Here is a 19731-nt window from a genome sequence, read left to right as displayed (position 1 = left end):
AGCACCCGGACCGGCACCCGGCACGGCCGGAACCCCGCACGCACCAGGAGGACCCCATGGCCGACACCGGTACCGCGCTGGGCGCGCCCGCCGAGCGCCGGGAGGGCCGGGACAAGGTCACCGGCGCCGCCCGCTACGCCGCCGAACACCCTTTGCCGGGCCGGGCGCACGCGTGGCCCGTGCCCGCGTCGGTCGCCGCCGGATCCGTCCACGCCATCGACACCGCGGCCGCCCTCGACGTGCCCGGCGTGCTGTCGGTGCTCACGCACGAGAACGCGCCCCGGGTCGCCGAACCCGACGACGCCACGCTCGCCGTCCTGCAGAACGACCGGGTCCCGCACCGGGGCTGGTTCGTGGCACTGGTCGTCGCCGAGACACTGGAGGCGGCCCGGGCCGGCGCCGCCGCCGTGCGCGTGGACTACACGGCCCGGGACCACGATGTGACGCTCACCGAGGGGCATCCCGCGGCGTACGTCCCCGAAGAGGCCAACGGCGGCTACCCCGCCCACCGCGAACTCGGCGACCCCGAGGGCGCCTACGACTCCGCGGCGGTCCGGGTCGACACCGACTACCGGGTGCCGCCGCTGCACAACCACCCCATGGAGCCGCACGCCGCGACCGCGCGCTGGGAGGGCGACCGGCTCGTGGTGCACGACTCCAGTCAGGGCGCCAGCACGGTACGTACCGTGCTGGCCCAGATGTTCGAGATCCCGGAGGACCGCGTCACCGTCGTGTCCGAACACGTCGGCGGCGGCTTCGGGTCCAAGGGCACACCCCGCCCGCACGTGGTGCTCGCGGCGATGGCGGCACGGGTGACGGGCCGACCCGTCACGGTCAACCTGCCCCGGCGCCACCTGCCCGCCGTGGTCGGGCACCGCGCGCCCACGCTCCAGCGCGTCCGGCTCGGCGCCGCCGCGGACGGCACCCTCACCTCGGTCCTCCACGAGGTCACCACGTACACGTCGCGCATCAAGGAGTTCGTGGAGCAGGCCGCGATGCCCACCCGGGTCATGTACGCCTCGCCGCACAGTCTCACCACCCACCGGGTGGTGCCGCTGGACGTCCCCAGCCCGTCCTGGATGCGTGCGCCGGGCGAGGCCCCGGGCATGTACGCGCTCGAGTCGGCGATGGACGAACTGGCCGTCGAACTCGGCATGGACCCCGTGGAGCTGCGCATCGCCAACGAGCCGGACACCGAGCCCGACAGCGGCAAGCCCTTCAGCAGCCGGCACCTGGTGGAGTGTCTGCGGGAGGGGGCACGGCGGTTCGACTGGGCGCGCCGCGATCCCCGCCCGCGGTCACGGTCCGAGGGCCCCCTGCTGGTGGGGTCGGGCGTGGCGGCCGCGACCTACCCGGTACTGGTGTCGCCCTCCACCGCGGCCGCCCGCGCCCTGCCCGACGGTGACTTCGTGGTGCGGATCAACGCCACGGACATCGGCACCGGGGCCCGCACGGTCCTGGCCCAGGTCGCCGCCGACGCCCTCGACGTGCCGCTCGGACGCGTCCGCACCGAGGTGGGAAGCAGTGACCTGCCCGCCGCTCCACTGGCCGGCGGTTCGTCCGGCACCGCGTCCTGGGGCTGGGCCGTGCACGAGGCGTGCACCCGCCTCAAGTCCCGCCTGGCCGGACACGCGGGACCGCTGCCGGACCCCGGGATCGAGGCGCGTGCGGACACCGCCGGCAGCGCGGACGCCGAGAGCGACTACGCCCGGCACGCCTTCGGCGCCCACTTCGCAGAGGTCACCGTCGACACCGTCACCGGCGAGGTGCGGGTGCGCCGCCTGCTGGGTGTGTACGCCGCCGGACGCATTCTCAATCCCCGTACGGCACGTTCCCAGTTCATCGGCGGCATGACGATGGGGCTCGGCATGGCGCTGACCGAGGGAAGCACGATGGACGCCGCGTTCGGCGACTTCGCGGAGTCCGACCTGGCGTCGTACCACGTGCCCGCCCACGCGGACGTGCCCGCCGTCGAGGCCCACTGGATCGACGAGGACGACCCCCACCTCAACCCCATGGGCAGCAAGGGGATCGGCGAGATCGGCATCGTCGGGACGGCGGCCGCCATCGGCAACGCCGTCCACCACGCGACCGGCGTCCGCCTGCGTGAACTGCCCCTGACCCCGGACCGGGTACGGACCGCCCTGGCGGGGTACGGAGCCGGGACGCGCCTTGGGTGAGGGCGGGCCCGGCCGGCCCGAACGCCGACGGCAGGTCGTCCACTCGGGGCTCAGGGCGCCGGGCCGGACAGACGTGCGCGGGCCTGCGGATCGCAGGCCCGCGCAGTCGGCGCGCAGGGGGCCGGCTCGCGGCGGCCACTGATGTCACTCCGGTGTGCGCCGGGCCTCCGCAAGCGGCCGGCGTTCGGGACGCCCGCCGAGCTTCTCCGAAGCGAGGAGCGCCAGCAGGGCCGTGACGGCCGCGAGCGCGGCGATCACCGACATGAGACCGGCGGCCCACGGCGGCGCGACGGTGATCTCCAGGGCCTGGGACAGGCCCGGCGACCGGAGCCTGCCTTCGAACAGCTGCATGACGGCCAGTGCCGTCGGCACCACCACGGCGGTCGCGAGGACCGGCAGGGCGTTCCTCAGGACCAGCACCAGCGCCATCAGCAGACACAGCGCCGAGGCGCCGAGGGCGAAGCCGTAGGCGTTCGCGGACGCGCTGCCCCGGTGCAGCGGGAAGTAGGCCAGCGCGCACAACAGGAGGGCCGCGGCAGCCAGTCGGCTCGGCCAGGCCGGGGCAGCGCCTTCCCTGCGCGGCGGACGGGGGCGCCGCTGAAGCGGCGCTGGGCCGTGACCGTCCGGCGCCCAGCGGTCGTCCGGCGGCAGGTCCGCCGGGGACGTCTGCGACGACGGGACGACGGAGAGTCCCGCCAGCAGACCCGTCCCGTGCACCGGCAGGTCCCGCTCCCGCTCCTGGGCCAGTCGGCCGATCAGCTGTACGAGTTCCTCGACGGGCCGGTTCGCTGCGGCCCGTACGGCCTCCTCGCCGCAGTGCTGCTCCAGCGGCGCGCGGTTCAGCAGCGTCATCAGCCGGGTGACGTCCTCCACGGGACGGGACTCCGCCGCGGCGCGGATCGCCTCGTCGGCGCAGTCGGGACTCCGGGGCGGGCGGGTCAGCAGCGCCACGAGCCGCGTGACGTCCTCGACCGACCGGTCCACGCCTACGGCCCGCAGCGCGTCGACGGTGGCACGCGCGTACTCCGGTGACTGCTCCAGGAGCGTGATGAGCTGCACCACCTCTTCCAGCGGCCGGTCGGCGACGGCGGCGTGCACCAGACCGCGCACAGGATCGGCGTACTGGTCCTGAGTCGCGGGCCCGGCCCGCACGGGCCCCTCCTGTGCCGGGCGCGCGGGCGGCGCCTCAGCGGCCGGTTCCGGGTCCGCGGGCGGCACGGGGGGCAGGGGCGGCGCGGGCGGACGGGCCGCGCTGTCCGCGGGTATCTCCGGCTGGTCCGGGCTGGGAGAGAAGGAGAAAGAGCGGGTGGTCATGGTCGGCTCCATGAAGAGGGTGCGGCTGCCATCGCTCCCCGAAGCGATAGGCAAGCTGATGCTGACCACTTCTATGGGGCCGCCAACCACCTCGCCACTTGGGTGCGGCACCTGTGTGAGTCCGGTCCTCCGCAGGGGTGAGACCCGTCGGTACGCGGCGGGCCGGTCTCCGGACGGCGGCCGGGGACGAGACACCGGTGCGGGTGGTTGCCCGGGTCGACGACAGTGAATGCTGTCACCGGAAGATGTATCGAGCATCCAGGACGGCCGTGGACACCACCAGCAACACCACCGACAACGACGCGGAGCCGCACGACGCGACGGCGGATCCGGCGGAGGCGGCCACGCCCCGCGGCGGCTGGCGCCGCTGGGGCATGGACACCCGGCCGCTGCGCCGGCCCGCCTACCGCCGGCTCTGGTCGTCGACCGTCGTCACCGCCGTGGGCAGTCAGCTCACCGCCGTCGCGGTGCCCAAGCAGATCTACGACCTCACCGGCTCCTCGGCCTGGGTCGGCTACGCGAGCCTCGCCGGCCTCCTGCCGCTCGTGGTCTTCGCCCTGTGGGGCGGCGCCGTCGCCGATAGCGTGGACCGCCGCAAACTGCTCCTCGTCACCAACACCGGGGTCGCCGTCACCTCGCTGCTGTTCTGGATACAGGCCGTCACCGGACTCGGTTCGGTGCTCGTACTGATGGTGCTGCTCGCCCTCCAGCAGGCGTTCTTCGGCCTCAACGCCCCGGCCCGCACCGCGTCCATCGCGCGGCTGGTCCCCACGGAGGAACTGGCCGCCGCGAACGCCCTCGGTTCGACCGTCATGCAGACGGGACTCATCGCCGGGCCGTTGCTGGCCGGCGCCCTGATCCCGGTGATCGGCCTGGCCGAGCTCTATCTCATCGACGCACTCGCCCTGTGCCTCACCGTGTGGGCCGTCCACCGGCTCCCCGCGCTGCCGCCCCTGACCGACGCCGCGTCCCGGCGAGCGGGACTGCGCGAGGTCGTCGCGGGCTTCCGCTACATCTCGCTGCACAAGGTGCTGCTGCTCTCCTTCCTCGCCGACATCATCGCCATGGTCTTCGGCATGCCCAGGGCCCTCTTCCCGCAGCTGGCCTCCCAGACGTACGGACCCTACGGGGAAGGGCTGGCGCTCGGACTGCTGTTCGCGGCGATCCCCGTCGGCGCGATGGCCGGCGGACTGCTGTCCGGCACGTTCTCCCGGGCCCGCCGGCACGGCCTCATGGTCCTCGTCGCCGTCATGGCCTGGGGAGCGGCGATCACGGGCTTCGGCCTGAGCAGCAGCCTGTGGGTGGCCGTGGCCTTCCTCGCCGCCGCGGGCGTCGCCGACATGGTCTCCATGGTCTTCCGCGGCGCCATCCTGCTCTCGGCCGCCACGGACGAGATGCGCGGACGCATGCAGGGCGTCTTCACGGTGGTGGTCGCGGGCGGCCCCCGTCTGGCCGACGTCCTGCACGGGACGGCCGGATCGCAGTTCGGTGCGCGTACGGCCGTCGTGGCCGGCGGACTGCTGGTCGTGGCCGGCACGCTGATCCTGGCCCTAGCGACACCGGCCCTGCGCCGCTACGAGGTCTGAGGCCCGGACCGCCACCGTTCCCGCGCTGCTACGAGATCCGGGGACAGCCCCGTCAGGGCAGATCGGCCGCGGAGTCCTCCGGCGCCAGATCCGGCCGGAGCCGGTGCCACGACGGCTGCCTCAGCATCCCGGCGCGCGTCCGGGTGCTGTAGCGCACCTCGCCGACCAGGAGCGGCAGCACCCAGTGCGCCCCCGGCACGGGCGGCGCCGGATCGAAGGGGCAGCCGGCGCTCCCGGCGGCGTCCAGGAGCCTGGCGAGCGCCAGTCGTTCGTCCTCGCTCCAGCCGGTGCCCACGCTGCCGACGTAGCGCAGCCGTCCCGCCTCGCGCTGTCCCACGAGCACGGCGCCGGGCAGCCCGGTGAGCCGTCCCCGGCCGGGCGACCAGCCACCGATGACGACGTCCGCGATCCGCATGTTCCGGATCTTGATCCAGGCGCGGGAGCGCACTCCGGGCTCGTACACGGAGTCCAGCCGCTTGCAGACCAGCCCCTCCAGGCCGTTGTCGCGGGTGAGCTGGAGCGCCGCCTCGCCGTGCCCCACGATCGCCGACGGCGTGGACCAGGCGGGCCCGTCGAGACCGAGCGCCTCCAGTTCGGCGCGCCGGCGCGCATAGGTGAGCTTCGTCAGGTCCTTCCACAGATGCATCACGTCGAACAGCATCAGGTGGGCGGGTTCCTCGGCCGCCCGGCGGGCCGCCCTGGCCGGGGCGTGCGCGAGGCCCATCCGTGCCTGGAGCCGCTGGAAGTCGCCCCGCCCCAGCTCGTCGAGGACCAGGATCTCCCCGTCCAGGACCGCCGGTGTGCTCCCGAGCGCCTCAGCCAGGGGCAGCAGTTCGGGGTACGCGGCCGTGATGTCCTCCCCGGAGCGGGCGCGCAGCACCACGCTGCCGTCGCCGGGCAGATAGACCACCACGCGCTGGCCGTCCTGTTTGGTCTCGTAGGCCCACCGCGGGTCCTGTGCGGTGGGGGGCAGCACACCGGGCGTGGCGAGCATGGGGGCGATGCGCGGGAGTGTCACAGCTCAGTTGTCGACCGGCCAGGGCCTACTCCACTCGCTCCGCGCCGGTTTTCCCCTGAACGGGGCCGCCGGTCAGCGGTCCAGCGCCTGCGCCATCAGGGTCTGCAGACGCAGACCGCGGCGGACGTCCAGCTCGCCCGGCACCCCGGCGCGTACGGCGGTGGCGAACTCCCGGCGCAGCACGGGCCAGCCCTGCTCGCCGTCGAGCCCGGTGCTGTCGAACACGAGCGGAGGCCGGGCGCTGAACAGTTCGACGCGGGTGACGCCCTGCGGGACGTTGACGGAGCCGGAGAGCGAGGCCTGGCTGACGGCGCCGTTCGCGTGCTCGCAGGTCAGCTCGATCCAGCGGCGCGGGTCGCCGGTGCCCCGGATGTCCACGACGGGCCCGACGGCCGCGTCCAGCAGGTCCAGCAGGTGGGGCCCCAGGTCCAGCAGCGCGCCGTGTTCGAGTCGCCAGGAGGTCGCGAAGTCGCCGCCCAGGAAGGCGCCGTGCACCAGACAGGAGCGGGCCCCGAGGACGTCGAGCCCGCGAGCGGTGTCGAGGAACGACCGCACCACCGGGTGATACCGGTTGCTCAGCACGAGCTGGGAGACGACCCCGGCCTCCTCGACGGCGTCCGCGAGCCGCCGCGCCGACGGCAGATCGTCGCCGAGCGGCTTCTCCAGCAGCAGCGCGCGGCCCGCCCGCGCCGCCCGGGGTGCGAGGTCCGCCTGCACGGCCGGGGGCACGGCGAAGGCCACCGCCTCGCAGCGGTCGAGCAGTTGCTCGAAGCTCGCGGCGACGCCGGCTCCGTACGGCGCGGCGGTCTCCCGCGCCGCCTCGGCGCGCCGCGCCCACACGGCCGTCAGCCGCGTCTCGGGACCGGCGGCGAGCACGCGTGCGTGTACGGCCCGCGCCCAGGGACCCGCACCGACGAGCCCGACTTCGACCGGCGGAAAGGACCAGGCCGACGTAGTGCCGTTCACGTAAGTCCGTTCTGTCGTCCGTCGTCTGTCGTCTGCTGGTTGTCTGCCGGGCGCCGTGGACGCCCGGCATACCGGAACTCCATCACGAACGGGCGGGTCCTGACCAGGTCCGAAGCGCTGTCCGTCGCCGGGACCGCGCACGCCGGGGAACCGCGCCTCGCGCCTCTGCCGTGCAACCGGTGCACAGCGTCATCATTCGGTCATGGATCCCACACACGACGAAGCCGGCATCACGGACGGCCCTTCTCTGCCCGCACTGCCCGAGGACTGGCAGCGGTGTCTCGCGGTGGCGGCGCACCCCGACGACCTGGAGTACGGTCCCGCCTGCGCGGTCGCCCGCTGGACGGCCCAGGGCAAACAGGTCGCGTATCTCCTCGCGACGCGCGGCGAAGCCGGCATCGACGGTCTGCACCCGGACCGGGCGAAGCCGTTGCGCGAGGCCGAGGAGCGGGCCGGGGCCCTCGAAGTCGGCGTCGACACGGTCGAGTTCCTCGACCACCGCGACGGTGTCGTCGAGTACGGGCCGGACCTGCGACGGGACATCGTGCGGGCGCTGCGGCGTCACCGCCCCGAGGTCGTGGTCACCGGCGCGTTCACCGTCCGCATGATCGGCGGCATGACGAACCAGGCCGACCACCGCGCCGTGGGCCTGGCCGCCCTCGACGCGGCCCGGGACGCCGGCAACCGCTGGATCTTCCCGGAGCTGGAGAACGAGGGACTGCGGCCCTGGAACGGCATCCGTATGGTGTGCGTCGCCGGCGCCGAACACCCCACCCACGGCGTGGACGTGACGGGAGAGCCGCTGGAGCAGGGCATCGCCTCACTGGCGGCACACGCCGAGTACACCAGGGGACTGGGCGACCAGGGTTTCGCGCCGGGCCCGTTCCTGACCTGGGTGGGCCGCGCGGCGGGCCGGGCGCTCGGCGTCGAGGCCGCGGTCCTCTTCGACGTCCATCAGCTCATCCCCGACGGCCCGCCGCCCTGGGTGTGAGCGGCCGCAGGGCCGGCGGGAGACGACGGACGTGCGGCCTGCCGACGGGACTTGACCTGATCGAGGGTTTCTCCGGCCGGTCCTGAGCCTAGGCTGTACGGCGTTGATCACCGCCACCTCCCCTGGAGCGAACGTGACTCTGCCCCGTCAGCAGGCCTCCGGGCGCCCGGCCGTCCTCCGCCGGGAAGCCGTCGCCGCGGTCGTCCCCGTCGCCGTCGCCGCCCTGCTGGCGGCCGCCTCACCCGGGGCGGCCGGGACGGGCGCAGCCCCCGGCGCCGGGGACCCGTACTTCCCCCTCGCAGGCAACGGCGGCTACGACGTCCGCCACTACGCCCTGACCCTCGGCTACGACCCGGCCGCCCGCCACCTCGACGGCAAGGCGGTCGTCACCGCCCGGGCCACCCAGCGGCTCACCCGCTTCGACCTCGACCTCAAGGGCCACAAGGTCACCGGCGTCACGGTCGGCCACGAGAAGGCGTCCTTCCGCAGGGACGGCCAGGAACTGGTGGTCACGCCACGGCACCCCCTGCGCAAGCACCAGGAGTTCCGCGTCACCGTCACCTACGGGGGCACCCCCGGACCGGTCACCGATCCGGACGGCTCCCCGGACGGCTGGATCCCCACGGACGACGGCGCGTTCGTGGCCGGTGAACCGCAGGGCGCCATGACCTGGTTCCCGGCGAACAACCACCCCACGGACAAGGCCGCCTTCGACATCGCCGTCACCGTCCCCGAGGGACGCACCGCGGTGTCCAACGGCGTCCTGATCGGACAGCGGACCGCCCACGGCCGCACCACCTTCCGCTGGCGGCAGTCCGAGCCGATGGCCGCCTACCTCGCCACGGCGACGGTGGGCACGTTCGAGGTCGAGCGGTACACCACCCCGGACGGGCTCGAGGTGTACAACGCGGTGGACCCGCGCGAGGCGGCCGAGGCTGCCCCCGTCCTCAGGAAGCTGCCCTCGGTGCTCGCCTGGGAGAGCGGGCTGTTCGGCCCGTACCCCTTCCGGGCCGCCGGCTCGATCGTCGACCACGCCCCTCGGGTCGGCTACGCACTGGAGACCCAGACCCGTCCCGTCTACGACCGCGCGCCGGACCTGAGCACCCTCGTGCACGAGAGCGCCCACCAGTGGTTCGGCGACTCCGTCTCGCTGACCAGCTGGAAGGACATCTGGCTCAACGAGGGCTTCGCGACCTACGCCGAGTGGCTCTACGCCGAGCAGCACGGCGGCGACAGCGCGCAGCGGACCTTCGACGGCCTGTACGCGCGCCCGGCCGGTGACGACCTGTGGGAGTTCGCGCCCGCCGACCCCGGCGACGGCGCACACATCTTCGCGACCCCCGTGTACGCCCGCGGGGCCATGGCCCTGCACAAGCTGCGCACCGCCGTCGGCGACCCGGTCTTCTTCCGCGTCCTGCGCGCGTGGGCCACCGGCCACCGCGGCGGCCACGGCACCACGGCGCAGTTCGTCCGGCTCGCTGAGCGGCTGTCCGGCAAGGACCTCGGCGCGCTGTTCCACACCTGGATCGGCACCGCGGGCAAACCGCCCGCGGCGTGACGCGCGCCGAGTGACCGGAGCCGTCCCGTCAGGCCGGCCGCAGCCACAGCGTCGTCAGCGGCGGCAGGGTCAGGCGCAGCGAGGCGGGACGGCCGTGGCTCGGCTCCGGTTCGGGCTTCAGCGGACCGGGGTTCGCGATGTCGCTGCCGCCGTAGCGGGCGAGGTCGGTGTTGAGGACCTCGTGCCAGGCGGGCACGTCGTCCGGGACCCCGAGCCGGTAGTCGTGCCGGACGACCGGGGAGAAGTTGCTGACGGCGAGCAGCGGCGTGCCGTCGGCGGCGTGGCGGAGGAACGCGAACACGTTGTCCTCGGCCGCGTCGCCCACCACCCAGGAGAAGCCCGCGGGGTCCGTGTCGCGCTGCCACAGGGCGGGCGCGTCCCGGTAGACGGTGTTGAGATCGCGGACGAGGTCGCGGACACCGCGGTGGTCCGGCTCGGCGTCGTAGGCGGGGTCGAGCAGCCACCAGTCGGGCCCGTTCGCCTCGGACCACTCGCCGCCCTGCGCGAACTCCTGCCCCATGAACAGGAGTTGCTTGCCGGGGTGGGCCCACATGTAACCCAGATAGGCGCGTTCGTTGGCGCGCTGCTGCCACCAGTCGCCGGGCATCTTGGCCACCAGCGCCTGCTTGCCGTGGACGACTTCGTCGTGGGAGACGGGCAGCACGTAGTTCTCGCTGTACGCGTACACCATCGAGAAGGTCATCTCGTTGTGGTGGTACTTGCGGTGCACCGGGTCCTTGGAGATGTAGACCAGCGAGTCGTGCATCCAGCCCATGTTCCACTTCAGCCCGAAGCCCAGGCCGCCGTCGGAGGTCGGGCGGGTGACGCCGTCCCAGGCGGTGGACTCCTCCGCGATGGTGACGACGCCCGGGTTGCGCCGGTACACGGTGGCGTTCATCTCCTGGAGGAAGGAGACGGCGTGGAGATCCTCGTTGCCCCCGTACATGTTGGGTGTCCACTGGCCGGGCTCGCGGGAGTAGTCGAGGTAGAGCATGGAGGCGACGGCGTCCACGCGCAGGCCGTCGATGTGGAACTCCTCGCACCAGTACACGGCGTTGGCGACCAGGAAGTTGCGCACCTCGCGGCGCCCGTAGTCGAACTCCAGCGTTCCCCAGTCGGGATGGGCCGCCCGGTGCGGGTCTCCGTGCTCGTACAGCGGAGTCCCGTCGAACTGGGCCAGTGCCCAGTCGTCGCGCGGGAAGTGCGCGGGCACCCAGTCCATCAGCACGCCGATGCCCGCCCGGTGCAGGGCGTCGACCAGGTACCTGAAGTCGTCCGGTGCACCCAGCCGGGACGTCGGCGCGTAGAAGCCGGTGATCTGGTAGCCCCAGGAGCCGCCGAAGGGGTGTTCGGCCACCGGCATCAGCTCGACGTGGGTGAAGCCGAGCTCGGCAACGTAGGCGGGAAGCTGCTCGGCCAGCTCGCGGTAGGTCAGACCGGGCCGCCAGGACGCCAGGTGGACCTCGTACACCGAGAACGGCGCCTCGTGCAGCGGCACGTCCGCCCGGTGCGCCATCCAGTCCGCGTCGCCCCACTCGTAGGACGACTCCGTCACGATCGAGGCGGTCGCCGGCGGCACCTCGGCACGCCGGGCCATCGGGTCGGCGCGCAGGGTGTGCGTCCCGTCCGGACGGGTGATGTCGAACTTGTACGTCGCGCCCGCACCGAGGCCGGGGAGGAACAGCTCCCACACGCCCGTGGAGCCGAGCGAGCGCATCGGGTACGCGGTGCCGTCCCAGTGGCAGAAGTCGCCGCAGACCCTGACGCCGCGGGCGTTGGGCGCCCACACCGTGAAACGGGTTCCGGTGACGCCGTCGTGGACCATCGGCCGGGCGCCGAGCGCCCGCCACAGCTCCTCGTGCCGCCCCTCGGCGATCAGATGCAGGTCGAGGTCGCCGAGGGCGGGCAGGAAGCGGTACGGATCCGCCACCTCGGACTCGTCGCCGTCGTACGCCACGAGCAGCGTGTACGCGGGGACGGCGTCGAGCGGCAGGACGCCGGAGAACAGCCCGTCGCCCTCGTCGTGCAGCGGTGTCCGCTTCCCGTCGACCCGGACGCTCACGGTCCGGGCGTAGGGCCGCAGGACGCGGAACCGGACACCGCCGGGGACCGGGTGGGCGCCGAGCAGGGAATGCGGGTCGTGGTGGGCACCCGACAGCAGACGCGCGCGGTCCGTCGCGTCCATCGCGGCGGCCCGCCGTACGCCGCGGGTGTCCCGGCCGGACTGCGGCGGTCCCGCCCGGGAGGTCATGGGGGCGGGTTCCGGCGTGCCGGACGGCGGGGCGGGGGCCGACGGATCGGGAACGACTGTGGTGTGGGGTGCCACGGCTCTGGAGCCTCCTTGGACAGGGAAAGGGAGAAGGGCGGGGTGGGCCGGACGCGGGCTACTGCCGGCGCGGATTCAGCGGCGTCTCGGCGAACCGGGTGATCGCCGCCATCGGCACGGGAAGCCAGTCGGGCCGGTGCCGGGCCTCGTACAGCACCTCGTAGACGGCTCGGTCCGTCTCGTACGCGCGCAGCACCTCCGGTTCCTCCCGGGGGTCCCAGTGCGCTTCGGCGGCGTAGCCGGCGCAGTAGGCCTCGCGGCAGCGCTGCGCCCATTCCGGGCGCCACGGTCGACGGGAGCGGGCCGCGTAGTCGAAGGAGCGCAGCATGCCGGCGACGTCGCGGGCGGGGGACTGGGCGCGTCGGCGCTCGGTGAGCGGGCGGGCCGGTTCGCCCTCGAAGTCGATGACGAACCAGCGCCGGCCCGCGCACAGCACCTGACCGAGGTGCAGGTCGCCGTGGATCCGCTGGGCGGGACGGACCTTGTCGAGCCGCGCGAGCGCGTCGTAGGCGCTCTGCAGCCCGGTCACGTACGGCAGCAGCGCGGGGACGGACCGGGCGGTGGTGTGGAGCCGTTCGGTCATCGCCTCCGCGAGCCGCCTGTTGTGACGCCGGCTCGGGGTGTCGAGGGGGAAGGCCTCGGCGAGGGCCAGGTGCACCTCGGCGGTGGCCCGGCCCAGCGCGTACGCCTCCTCGGTGAAGTCCCGCTCCGAGGTGAGCGTCCGGAGCGCCAGCGCCCAGCCGTCGGTGGCGTCGCGCAGGTACGGCTGGAGCACGCCGAGGGTCGCCCGCTCGGGGTGCGAGGTGTGGAACCAGGCGGCCGGCGCGGGTACCCGCGTGCAGCCCTGCCGGGCCAGCGACGCGGGTACCTCGAGGTCCGGATTGACGCCGGGCTGGATACGGCGGAAGACCTTCAGGATGAAGGAGTCGCCGTACACCAGTGAGGAGTTGGACTGTTCGGCGTCGAGCAGGCGCGGGGCGAGCCCGGCGGGCAGCGGAACCCGGGTGTCGCGCTCGAACCGCAGCGGCCCGGCGGTTCCCGGGTGGCGCAGCCGCTCCAGCAGCAGCCCCGCCGCCTCGGAGTCCTGAAGGGCGTCGTACACCATGAGGCCGGCCAGCGGGCCCTCCTCGGCGCGGCCGATGACGGCGGGCGCCAGTCTCGGCGGCAGGAACTCCCGCACGCCCAGCAACAGCTGGTAGCAGTCGTCGGGCGGGGGAGTGGCGCCGGGCCCGCGTCCGGCGGGCGGGGACTCGTGCTCGGCCCGTACCAGAAGATGCAGACAGCCCGGGTGCAGCTCCGTCACCGACAGCAGGGTCAGGTCCGTGATGGTCCGGCCCTTGCCCGCGAACCAGCGCTGCCGCGGCAGCCATGCGTGCAGCAGCTCGGCGAGCGAGCTGAGCAGCGGGGCGCGATCGAGGCTGCTCGGTCTTTGCAGTGCGATCTTCGGCATGGCGACGCGTCCTTTCAGATGTACGGTCAAGAACGCCGGGTGACGCGGGAGGAGAGGGCACGGAGCCGGAACCAGTAGAAGCCGTGGCCCGCCAGCGTCAGCAGGTACGGCAGCTCGCCGATGGCCGGGAAGCGCACGCCGCCGATCAGCTCCACCGGGTGCCGGCCGTCGAATTCCCGCAGGTCCAGCTCGGTCGGCTGGGCGAAGCGGGAGAAGTTGTGGACGCACAGGACGAGGTCGTCCTTGTACTCCCGCAGGAACGCGATGACGGCGGGGTTGGTGGAGGGCAGTTCGGTGTAGGAGCCGAGGCCGAACGCCTTGTTCTGCTTGCGGATCTCGATCATGCGCCGGGTCCAGTGGAGCAGGCTGGAGGGGCTGCTCATGGAGGCCTCGACGTTGGTGACCTGGTAGCCGTAGACCGGGTCCATGATGGTCGGCAGGGAGAGCCGGCCGGGGTCGCAGGTGGAGAATCCCGCGTTGCGGTCGGGGGTCCACTGCATGGGGGTGCGGACGGCGTCGCGGTCGCCGAGCCAGATGTTGTCGCCCATGCCGATCTCGTCGCCGTAGTAGAGGATCGGCGAGCCGGGCAGTGACAGCAGCAGCGCGGTGAACAGTTCGATCTGGTTGCGGTCGTTGTCCAGCAGCGGGGCGAGCCGGCGCCGGATGCCGATGTTGGCGCGCATCCGCGGGTCCTTGGCGTACTCCGCGTACATGTAGTCGCGCTCCTCGTCGGTGACCATCTCCAGGGTCAGCTCGTCGTGGTTGCGCAGGAAGATGCCCCACTGGCAGTTCGCCGGGATCGCCGGGGTCTTGGCCAGGATTTCGGAGACGGGGTGGCGCGATTCTCGGCGGACGGCCATGAAGATGCGGGGCATGACGGGGAAGTGGAACGCCATGTGGCACTCGTCGCCGCCGGCCGTGTAGTCCCCGAAGTAGTCGACGACGTCCTCGGGCCACTGGTTGGCCTCCGCCAGCAGCACCGTGTCCGGGTACTGGGCGTCGATCTCGGTGCGGACCCGCTTGAGGAACTCGTGGGTCGCGGCCAGGTTCTCGCAGTTCGTGCCCTCCTCCGTGAAGAGGTAGGGGACCGCGTCGAGCCGGAAGCCGTCGATGCCCAGGTCCAGCCAGAAGCGGAGAGCCGCCAGGATCTCCTCCTGGACCCGGGGGTTCTCGTAGTTGAGGTCGGGCTGGTGGGAGAAGAAGCGGTGCCAGAAGTACTGCTTGCGGACGGGGTCGAAGGTCCAGTTGGAGGCTTCGGTGTCGACGAAGATGATGCGGGCGTCCTGGTACTGCTTGTCGTCGTCGGCCCAGACGTAGTAGTCGCCGTAGGGTCCTTCGGGGTTGGCGCGGGACTCCTGGAACCACGGGTGCTGGTCGCTGGTGTGGTTCATGACGAAGTCGATGATGACGCGCATGCCGCGCTGGTGGGCGGCGTCGACGAACTCGACGAAGTCGGCGAGGTCGCCGAACTCGGGCAGGACTGCGGTGTAGTCGGAGACGTCGTAGCCGCCGTCGCGCAGCGGGGACTTGAAGAAGGGGGGCAGCCACAGGCAGTCGACGCCGAGCCATTGCAGGTAGTCGAGTTTGGCGGTCAGGCCCTTGAGGTCGCCGACGCCGTCGCCGTTGCTGTCCTGGAAGGAGCGGACCAGGACCTCGTAGAAGACGGCTCGTTTGAACCATTCGGGGTCGCGGTCCTTGGCGGGGGTGTCCTCGAAGGTGTCCGGGACGGGCTCGTTGACGATCATGAGGTGGCTGACCCTCCGGTCTGCGATGAGGACGGGCGCCGGACGGTGCCGTGCTCATCCGGGCAGTCGTGGTCTGCGGCCTCCCGGACCACGGTGAGGACATGCGCACCACCCGGGGCCAGGCGCACGTAGTTGGCGCTGCCCCAGTGGTAGGTCTCGCCGGTGAGCTCGTCGCGCACGGGCACCGTCTCGTGCCGGTCCAGGCCGAGTTGCGGCATGTCCAACGAGACCGTGGCCTCCTGGGTGCGGTGCGGGTCCAGGTTCGCCACCACCACGACCGTGTCCGCCCCGGCACGCTTGCTGTAGACGATCAGCGCGTCGTTGTCCGCCCGGTGGAAACGGAGGTTGCGCAGCCGGCGCAGCGCCGGGTGGGACCGCCTGATCCGGTTGAGCCGGGTGATCAGCGGGGCGATGGTCCTGCCCTCGCGCTCGGCCGCCTCCCAGTCACGCGGACGGAGCTGGTACTTCTCCGAGTCCAGGTACTCCTCACCGCCCGCCCCGGCCGGGGTGTTCTCGCACAGCTCGTATCCGGCGTAGAGGCCCCACGCCGGGGAGAGGGTGGCGGCCAGCACCGCCCGCACCTCGAAGGCGGGCCGCCCGCCCTCCTGGAGGTAGGCCGGCAGGATGTCGGGGGTGTTCACGAAGAAGTTGGGCCGCATGAAGGCCGCCGACTCGTGCGACAGCTCGGTCAGGTAGTCGGTCAGCTCCTCCTTGGTGTTGCGCCAGGTGAAGTACGTGTACGACTGCTGGAAGCCGACCGCGGCCAGCCGGCGCATGATCGCGGGCCGGGTGAACGCCTCGGCCAGGAAGATCACGTCCGGGTCGGTGCGGTTGACGTCCGCGATGACCCGCTCCCAGAACACCACCGGCTTCGTGTGCGGGTTGTCCACCCGGAAGATCCGCACACCGTGCCCCATCCAGAAACGCAGCACCCGGGTCGTCTCCGCCACCAGTCCCGGCATGTCCCGGTCGAAGGCGATGGGGTAGATGTCCTGGTACTTCTTCGGCGGGTTCTCCGCGTACGCGATCGTGCCGTCCGGGCGGTGGTGGAACCACTCCGGGTGCTTCTCCACCCACGGATGATCGGGAGAGCACTGGAGCGCGAAGTCCAGGGCCACTTCCAGGCCGAGGTCCGCGGCCCGCCGTACGAAGGCGTCGAAGTCGTCGATGGTGCCCAGGTCCGGGTGCACCGCGTCGTGGCCGCCCTCCGGCGAGCCGATCGCCCACGGCACCCCGACGTCGTCGCGACTCGCCGACAGTGTGTTGTTCGGGCCCTTGCGGAAGGTGCTGCCGATGGGGTGGACCGGCGGGAGGTAGACGACGTCGAAGCCCATCTCCGCGATCGCGGGCAGCCGCTCCGCCGCGGTGCGGAAGGTCCCGCTCACCGGCGGCCGGCCCGCACGGACCACGGCGCCCTCGGAGCGCGGGAAGAACTCGTACCAGGCGCCGTACAGCGCCCGTTCGCGCTCCACGAGCAGTGGCAGGGGAGCCGTACGGGAGAGCCGGTCGCGCAGGGGGTGCGCGACCAGAACGGCGTCGACGCCGGGGTCCAGCGCCGCCGCGAGCCGGACGTGCGGCGGGCGGGAGTCGTCACGCAGCGCCCTGGCGGCGGCCTTGACCGTCCTGCGCCCGGCACCTCGCGGCACGGCGGCGGCGGCCCGCTCGTACAGCTCGGCGCCTTCCTCCAGAACCAGCGGGACGTCGACACCGGCGGGGATCTTCACCCCGGCGGCACGGCGCCACGCGCCGACCGGATCGCTCCACGCCTCCACGAAGTACGTCCACGACCCGGCCGCCCCGGGCGTGATCTCGGCGCCCCAGCGGTCGGAGCCGGGGGCCAGTTCGCGCATCGGGGTCCACGGGCCCGGGCGGCCGTCCGGGTCGCACAGCACGACGTTGGAGCCCACCGTGTCGTGGCCCTCGCCGAAGAGGGTGGCGGTGACCTGGAAGGTCTCGCCCACGACGGCTTTCGCCGGCCGGGTGCCGCGGTCGACGACCGGCCGCACATCCACGATCGGGATGCGGCCGGTGGCCGGGTTGCCGTCCAGGTCCATGGGTGTCGCCTCCGCCGTCCTCAAGCACAGCCTGCGGTTGAGAGCTGCATCGGAAAGGCCCGGCCGTGCAGCGGGGTTCGTTGTCGTTATCTGCCGAGTGCCGGGCTCGTGCCGCGGCTCGGTGTGCTCGCGCCGCCGTGGGGCCGGCCGCTCCTGTGCTGGAGGGCCTTGGCCGCCGTGCGGGGGCGCAGATAGCGTTCGGCGGCGTCGGCGGCCTCACGGGCGCAGCGCTCGCCCATCAGTACGCACAGGGTGTACGCCGTGTTCTCGAACTTCCCCCGCACCGTGTGGTCGGCGGGGGCGGCGAGCAGCAGGCGTTCCCACGCCCGGTATCGCTCCAGATGCCGGGCGACTTCAGCCTTCGCGGGTAGCAACATCTCGCTGGTCACCTTCCCACTCTGTGGAGTGTGCGCGGCTCGACCGGGGTTCGCCCGGAGGCCGCGCACGGAGAGGTACCGGTCGGTTACGGCACCGGACCCTCCCCCATGGTGCACGGGAGGTCCGCGAGCGTCTTGTTGGCCGTTCAACGAAAAGCCGGGGGTGGCTTTCGAGTTGCACGAACGGACTAGTGCTCCCACCCTGAGAGTGACTCAGGAGCGATCACTGCTCACGCTTCGTGTTCGGGGCTCGGCCCGTCAGGGCGGTGGGAGAAGCGAGAGCTTCGCCGGTGAGGAGCCAACGACGATGAACGCTGTAGTGCCCTGCTACTACCACCTCGACGTGGAGGTCAGCCCGGAAAAGGTCGGGCAGGTCAGGCGTATCCTGGCCGCCCATCTCCGGTACTGGAACCTGGAGATTCTCGCCGAGTCCGTCTGTCAGTGCGCGGAAGCGCTGCTGCACACGATCGACCGCCACGCGACGGACAAGAACACCTCCATCGAGATGTGGTGGAACGGTCAGCACCTGATCACCGCCATCTCGGACAACAACCAGGACATCCGGCCGCACTACGCGCCGCAGGGATGCCTGGCCCGGATCGCCGCACTCAGCGACGGCTGGGGCTGCTGCGCCACCGGCGTCGGCGGCAAGATCATCTGGTTCGCCCGCCGCGTCCAGTCGTCCGAACGTGCCCCGCTGGTGCCGGCGGTACCCTCGCCCGCACTGCTGGAGGCGCTCCAGGCGCCGCGCGAAGTCCCGGTGCCGGCCCTGGCCGGACCCGCGGCGGACGCCCCGGTCGAGGCCGAGACCGAGCGCGCCCGAGCCCGGACGCCGGACGAGACCGCGCCCCGGCCGACGACCCGTCCGCGGGTTCCCGTGTGACGCGCCGCCGTGTGACGCACGGCCTCCCCGCCCCGCGGGGCGCTTCACCGGGCCGCGGCCTGCTTCGGCAGCCGCGGCCCGGTGACGTCCGGCCGGTCCCCCGGTCCCGGACGTGCCGCCCGCGCGGCGGCCGGGGTCAACTCCCCTGCGCGGCGAGCGACATCGCCGGGTGTCCCCGGTCCGCCGCCGCCAAGTCGGGTGCGCACGCGAGGACTTGACTTCAAGTGCACTTCAAGATCCAGACTCCCCACCGGGCCGGCGACCGCCGGGCCCACAGGGGAGGCACACACCATGAAGTACCGCATGATCGGCACCGATCCGGCGACCCGCCGCGAGGTGAGCGTGCTGGCGCTCGGCGCGATGCTGTTCGGTTCGGTGACCGACGAGAAGACCTCCTTCGCCGTCCTGGACCGCTATGCCGAAGCCGGCGGAAACTTCATCGACACCTCCGACAACTACGCCTTCTGGACCGACGGCGGCCAGGGCGGGCAGAGCGAGAACCTGCTCGGGCGGTGGCGGCGCAGCCGCGGCGTCGGCGACGAGATCGTCGTCGCGACCAAGCTCGGCGCACGACCGCTTGCCCCCGGAACCAGCTATCTGGACAACCCGGAGGGACTGTCGGCGAAGGTGATCCGGGAAGCGGCCGAACGAAGCAGGGAACGGCTGGGCATGGACCGGCTCGACCTGCTGTACGCCCACATCGAGGACCGGACGGTCCCGCTGCGCGAGACCGTCGAGGGGTTCGCCGAACTGGTGGCCGAGGGGACCGTCGGACTGCTCGGGGTGAGCAACCACGCCGCCTGGCGAGTCGAGCGGGCCCGCGCGCTGGCCGCCGCCGCGGGACTGCCCGGCTACGAGGTGCTGCAGTACCAGCACAGCCACCTGCGGCCCCGCACCGACGTGCCCGACGCGCTCTTCGAGGACGGCAGCCTCGGCGGAGCCACCCCGGACCTCCTCGGCTACCTGAGGGCCGAGCCCGGGCTGACGCTCGTCGCCTACTCGCCACTGCTGGGCGGCGCCTACGTACGGGACGACAAGCCCCTGCCGCCCGACTACGACCACCCCGGCACACCCGCCCGCCTCACGGTGCTGCGGGACGTGGCCAGGGAGACGGGGGCGACGCTCAACCAGGTGGTGCTCGCCTGGCAGATCGGCGGCGCGCTGCCCGTGATCCCGCTCGCCGGGGCGTCCTCGGTGGCCCAGCTGGAGGAGAACCTCGCCGCCGTCGACCTGGAACTGACGGCGGAGCAGCGCGCCCGGCTGGACGCGGCGCACTGACCCGC

General features: G+C 72.7%; 14 protein-coding genes. 6 read left to right on the top strand and 8 right to left on the bottom strand.

Annotation, left to right across the window (positions count from 1 at the left end; translation table 11 throughout):
* Positions 1–56 precede the first annotated feature (56 nt).
* Positions 57–2180 (top strand): xanthine dehydrogenase family protein molybdopterin-binding subunit, encoded by a 2124-nt coding sequence (locus tag ACFYP4_RS10010; protein WP_388784452.1) that lies wholly within the window; start codon positions 57–59, stop codon positions 2178–2180.
* A 144-nt stretch (positions 2181–2324) separates the two neighbouring features.
* On the opposite strand, the gene ACFYP4_RS10005 is transcribed toward ACFYP4_RS10010, so the two are convergent.
* Complete coding sequence (locus ACFYP4_RS10005; protein ID WP_388784449.1) at positions 2325–3494, bottom strand: hypothetical protein; 1170 nt, start codon at positions 3492–3494, stop codon at positions 2325–2327.
* Positions 3495–3739: 245 nt separating this feature from the next.
* Here ACFYP4_RS10005 and ACFYP4_RS10000 point away from each other — a divergent pair, with 245 nt between their 5' ends.
* Positions 3740–5080 carry an MFS transporter gene (locus ACFYP4_RS10000; protein ID WP_388784446.1) on the top strand — a complete coding sequence of 447 codons (1341 nt, stop codon included), beginning with the start codon at positions 3740–3742 and terminating at the stop codon, positions 5078–5080.
* Between the two features lie 52 nt (positions 5081–5132).
* Here the strand turns inward: ACFYP4_RS10000 and ACFYP4_RS09995 are convergent, their stop codons facing one another.
* The gene (locus ACFYP4_RS09995) at positions 5133–6098 is read right to left on the bottom strand and encodes an ATP-dependent DNA ligase (RefSeq protein ID WP_388784443.1); all 966 of its coding nucleotides are present in this window, start codon (positions 6096–6098) and stop codon (positions 5133–5135) included.
* A gap of 72 nt (positions 6099–6170) precedes the next feature.
* On the bottom strand, positions 6171–7064 hold the full coding sequence (locus tag ACFYP4_RS09990) for a Gfo/Idh/MocA family oxidoreductase (protein ID WP_358853389.1): 894 nt from the start codon (positions 7062–7064) through the stop codon (positions 6171–6173).
* Between the two features lie 202 nt (positions 7065–7266).
* On the opposite strand from ACFYP4_RS09990, the gene ACFYP4_RS09985 reads away from it, so the two are divergent.
* Both ACFYP4_RS09985 and ACFYP4_RS09980 read left to right on the top strand, forming a co-directional pair.
* Entirely contained in the window at positions 7267–8055 is a 789-nt protein-coding gene (locus ACFYP4_RS09985) for a PIG-L deacetylase family protein (protein WP_358853390.1), read from the top strand.
* A gap of 133 nt (positions 8056–8188) precedes the next feature.
* Positions 8189–9613, top strand: coding sequence for a M1 family metallopeptidase (locus tag ACFYP4_RS09980; protein WP_358853391.1), 1425 nt, complete (start codon positions 8189–8191; stop codon positions 9611–9613).
* 28 nt (positions 9614–9641) lie between these two features.
* Here ACFYP4_RS09980 and glgB read toward each other — a convergent pair whose 3' ends face one another.
* From glgB to ACFYP4_RS09955, 5 genes are all read right to left on the bottom strand, one after another.
* The gene (gene glgB / locus ACFYP4_RS09975; RefSeq protein ID WP_358853392.1) at positions 9642–11939 is read right to left on the bottom strand and encodes a 1,4-alpha-glucan branching enzyme; all 2298 of its coding nucleotides are present in this window, start codon (positions 11937–11939) and stop codon (positions 9642–9644) included.
* A 58-nt stretch (positions 11940–11997) separates the two neighbouring features.
* Positions 11998–13389 (bottom strand): maltokinase, encoded by a 1392-nt coding sequence (locus tag ACFYP4_RS09970; protein WP_388784438.1) that lies wholly within the window; start codon positions 13387–13389, stop codon positions 11998–12000.
* A 26-nt stretch (positions 13390–13415) separates the two neighbouring features.
* Complete coding sequence (treS, locus tag ACFYP4_RS09965; RefSeq protein ID WP_388784435.1) at positions 13416–15134, bottom strand: maltose alpha-D-glucosyltransferase; 1719 nt, start codon at positions 15132–15134, stop codon at positions 13416–13418.
* Positions 15131–17188 carry a maltotransferase domain-containing protein gene (locus ACFYP4_RS09960; RefSeq protein ID WP_388784432.1) on the bottom strand — a complete coding sequence of 686 codons (2058 nt, stop codon included), beginning with the start codon at positions 17186–17188 and terminating at the stop codon, positions 15131–15133. Before ACFYP4_RS09960 ends, treS begins: the two co-directional genes overlap by 4 nt.
* Positions 17189–17274: 86 nt before the next feature.
* On the bottom strand, positions 17275–17565 hold the full coding sequence (locus tag ACFYP4_RS09955) for a DUF5133 domain-containing protein (RefSeq protein WP_358856024.1): 291 nt from the start codon (positions 17563–17565) through the stop codon (positions 17275–17277).
* Between the two features lie 307 nt (positions 17566–17872).
* Between ACFYP4_RS09955 and ACFYP4_RS09950 the strand changes: the two genes are divergently transcribed.
* Entirely contained in the window at positions 17873–18448 is a 576-nt protein-coding gene (locus ACFYP4_RS09950) for a pep a2 (RefSeq protein WP_358856023.1), read from the top strand.
* A gap of 291 nt (positions 18449–18739) precedes the next feature.
* Complete coding sequence (locus ACFYP4_RS09945; RefSeq protein ID WP_358853299.1) at positions 18740–19726, top strand: aldo/keto reductase; 987 nt, start codon at positions 18740–18742, stop codon at positions 19724–19726.
* The last annotated feature ends 5 nt before the right edge of the window (positions 19727–19731 follow it).

Origin of the sequence: Streptomyces sp. NPDC005551 (genome assembly GCF_042871785.1) — a bacterium.
In the GTDB taxonomy this organism is placed as follows: Bacteria; Actinomycetota; Actinomycetes; order Streptomycetales; family Streptomycetaceae; genus Streptomyces.
Note: the sequence above shows the minus strand (reverse complement) of the source record. Positions and strands in the feature narration are given on the sequence as shown.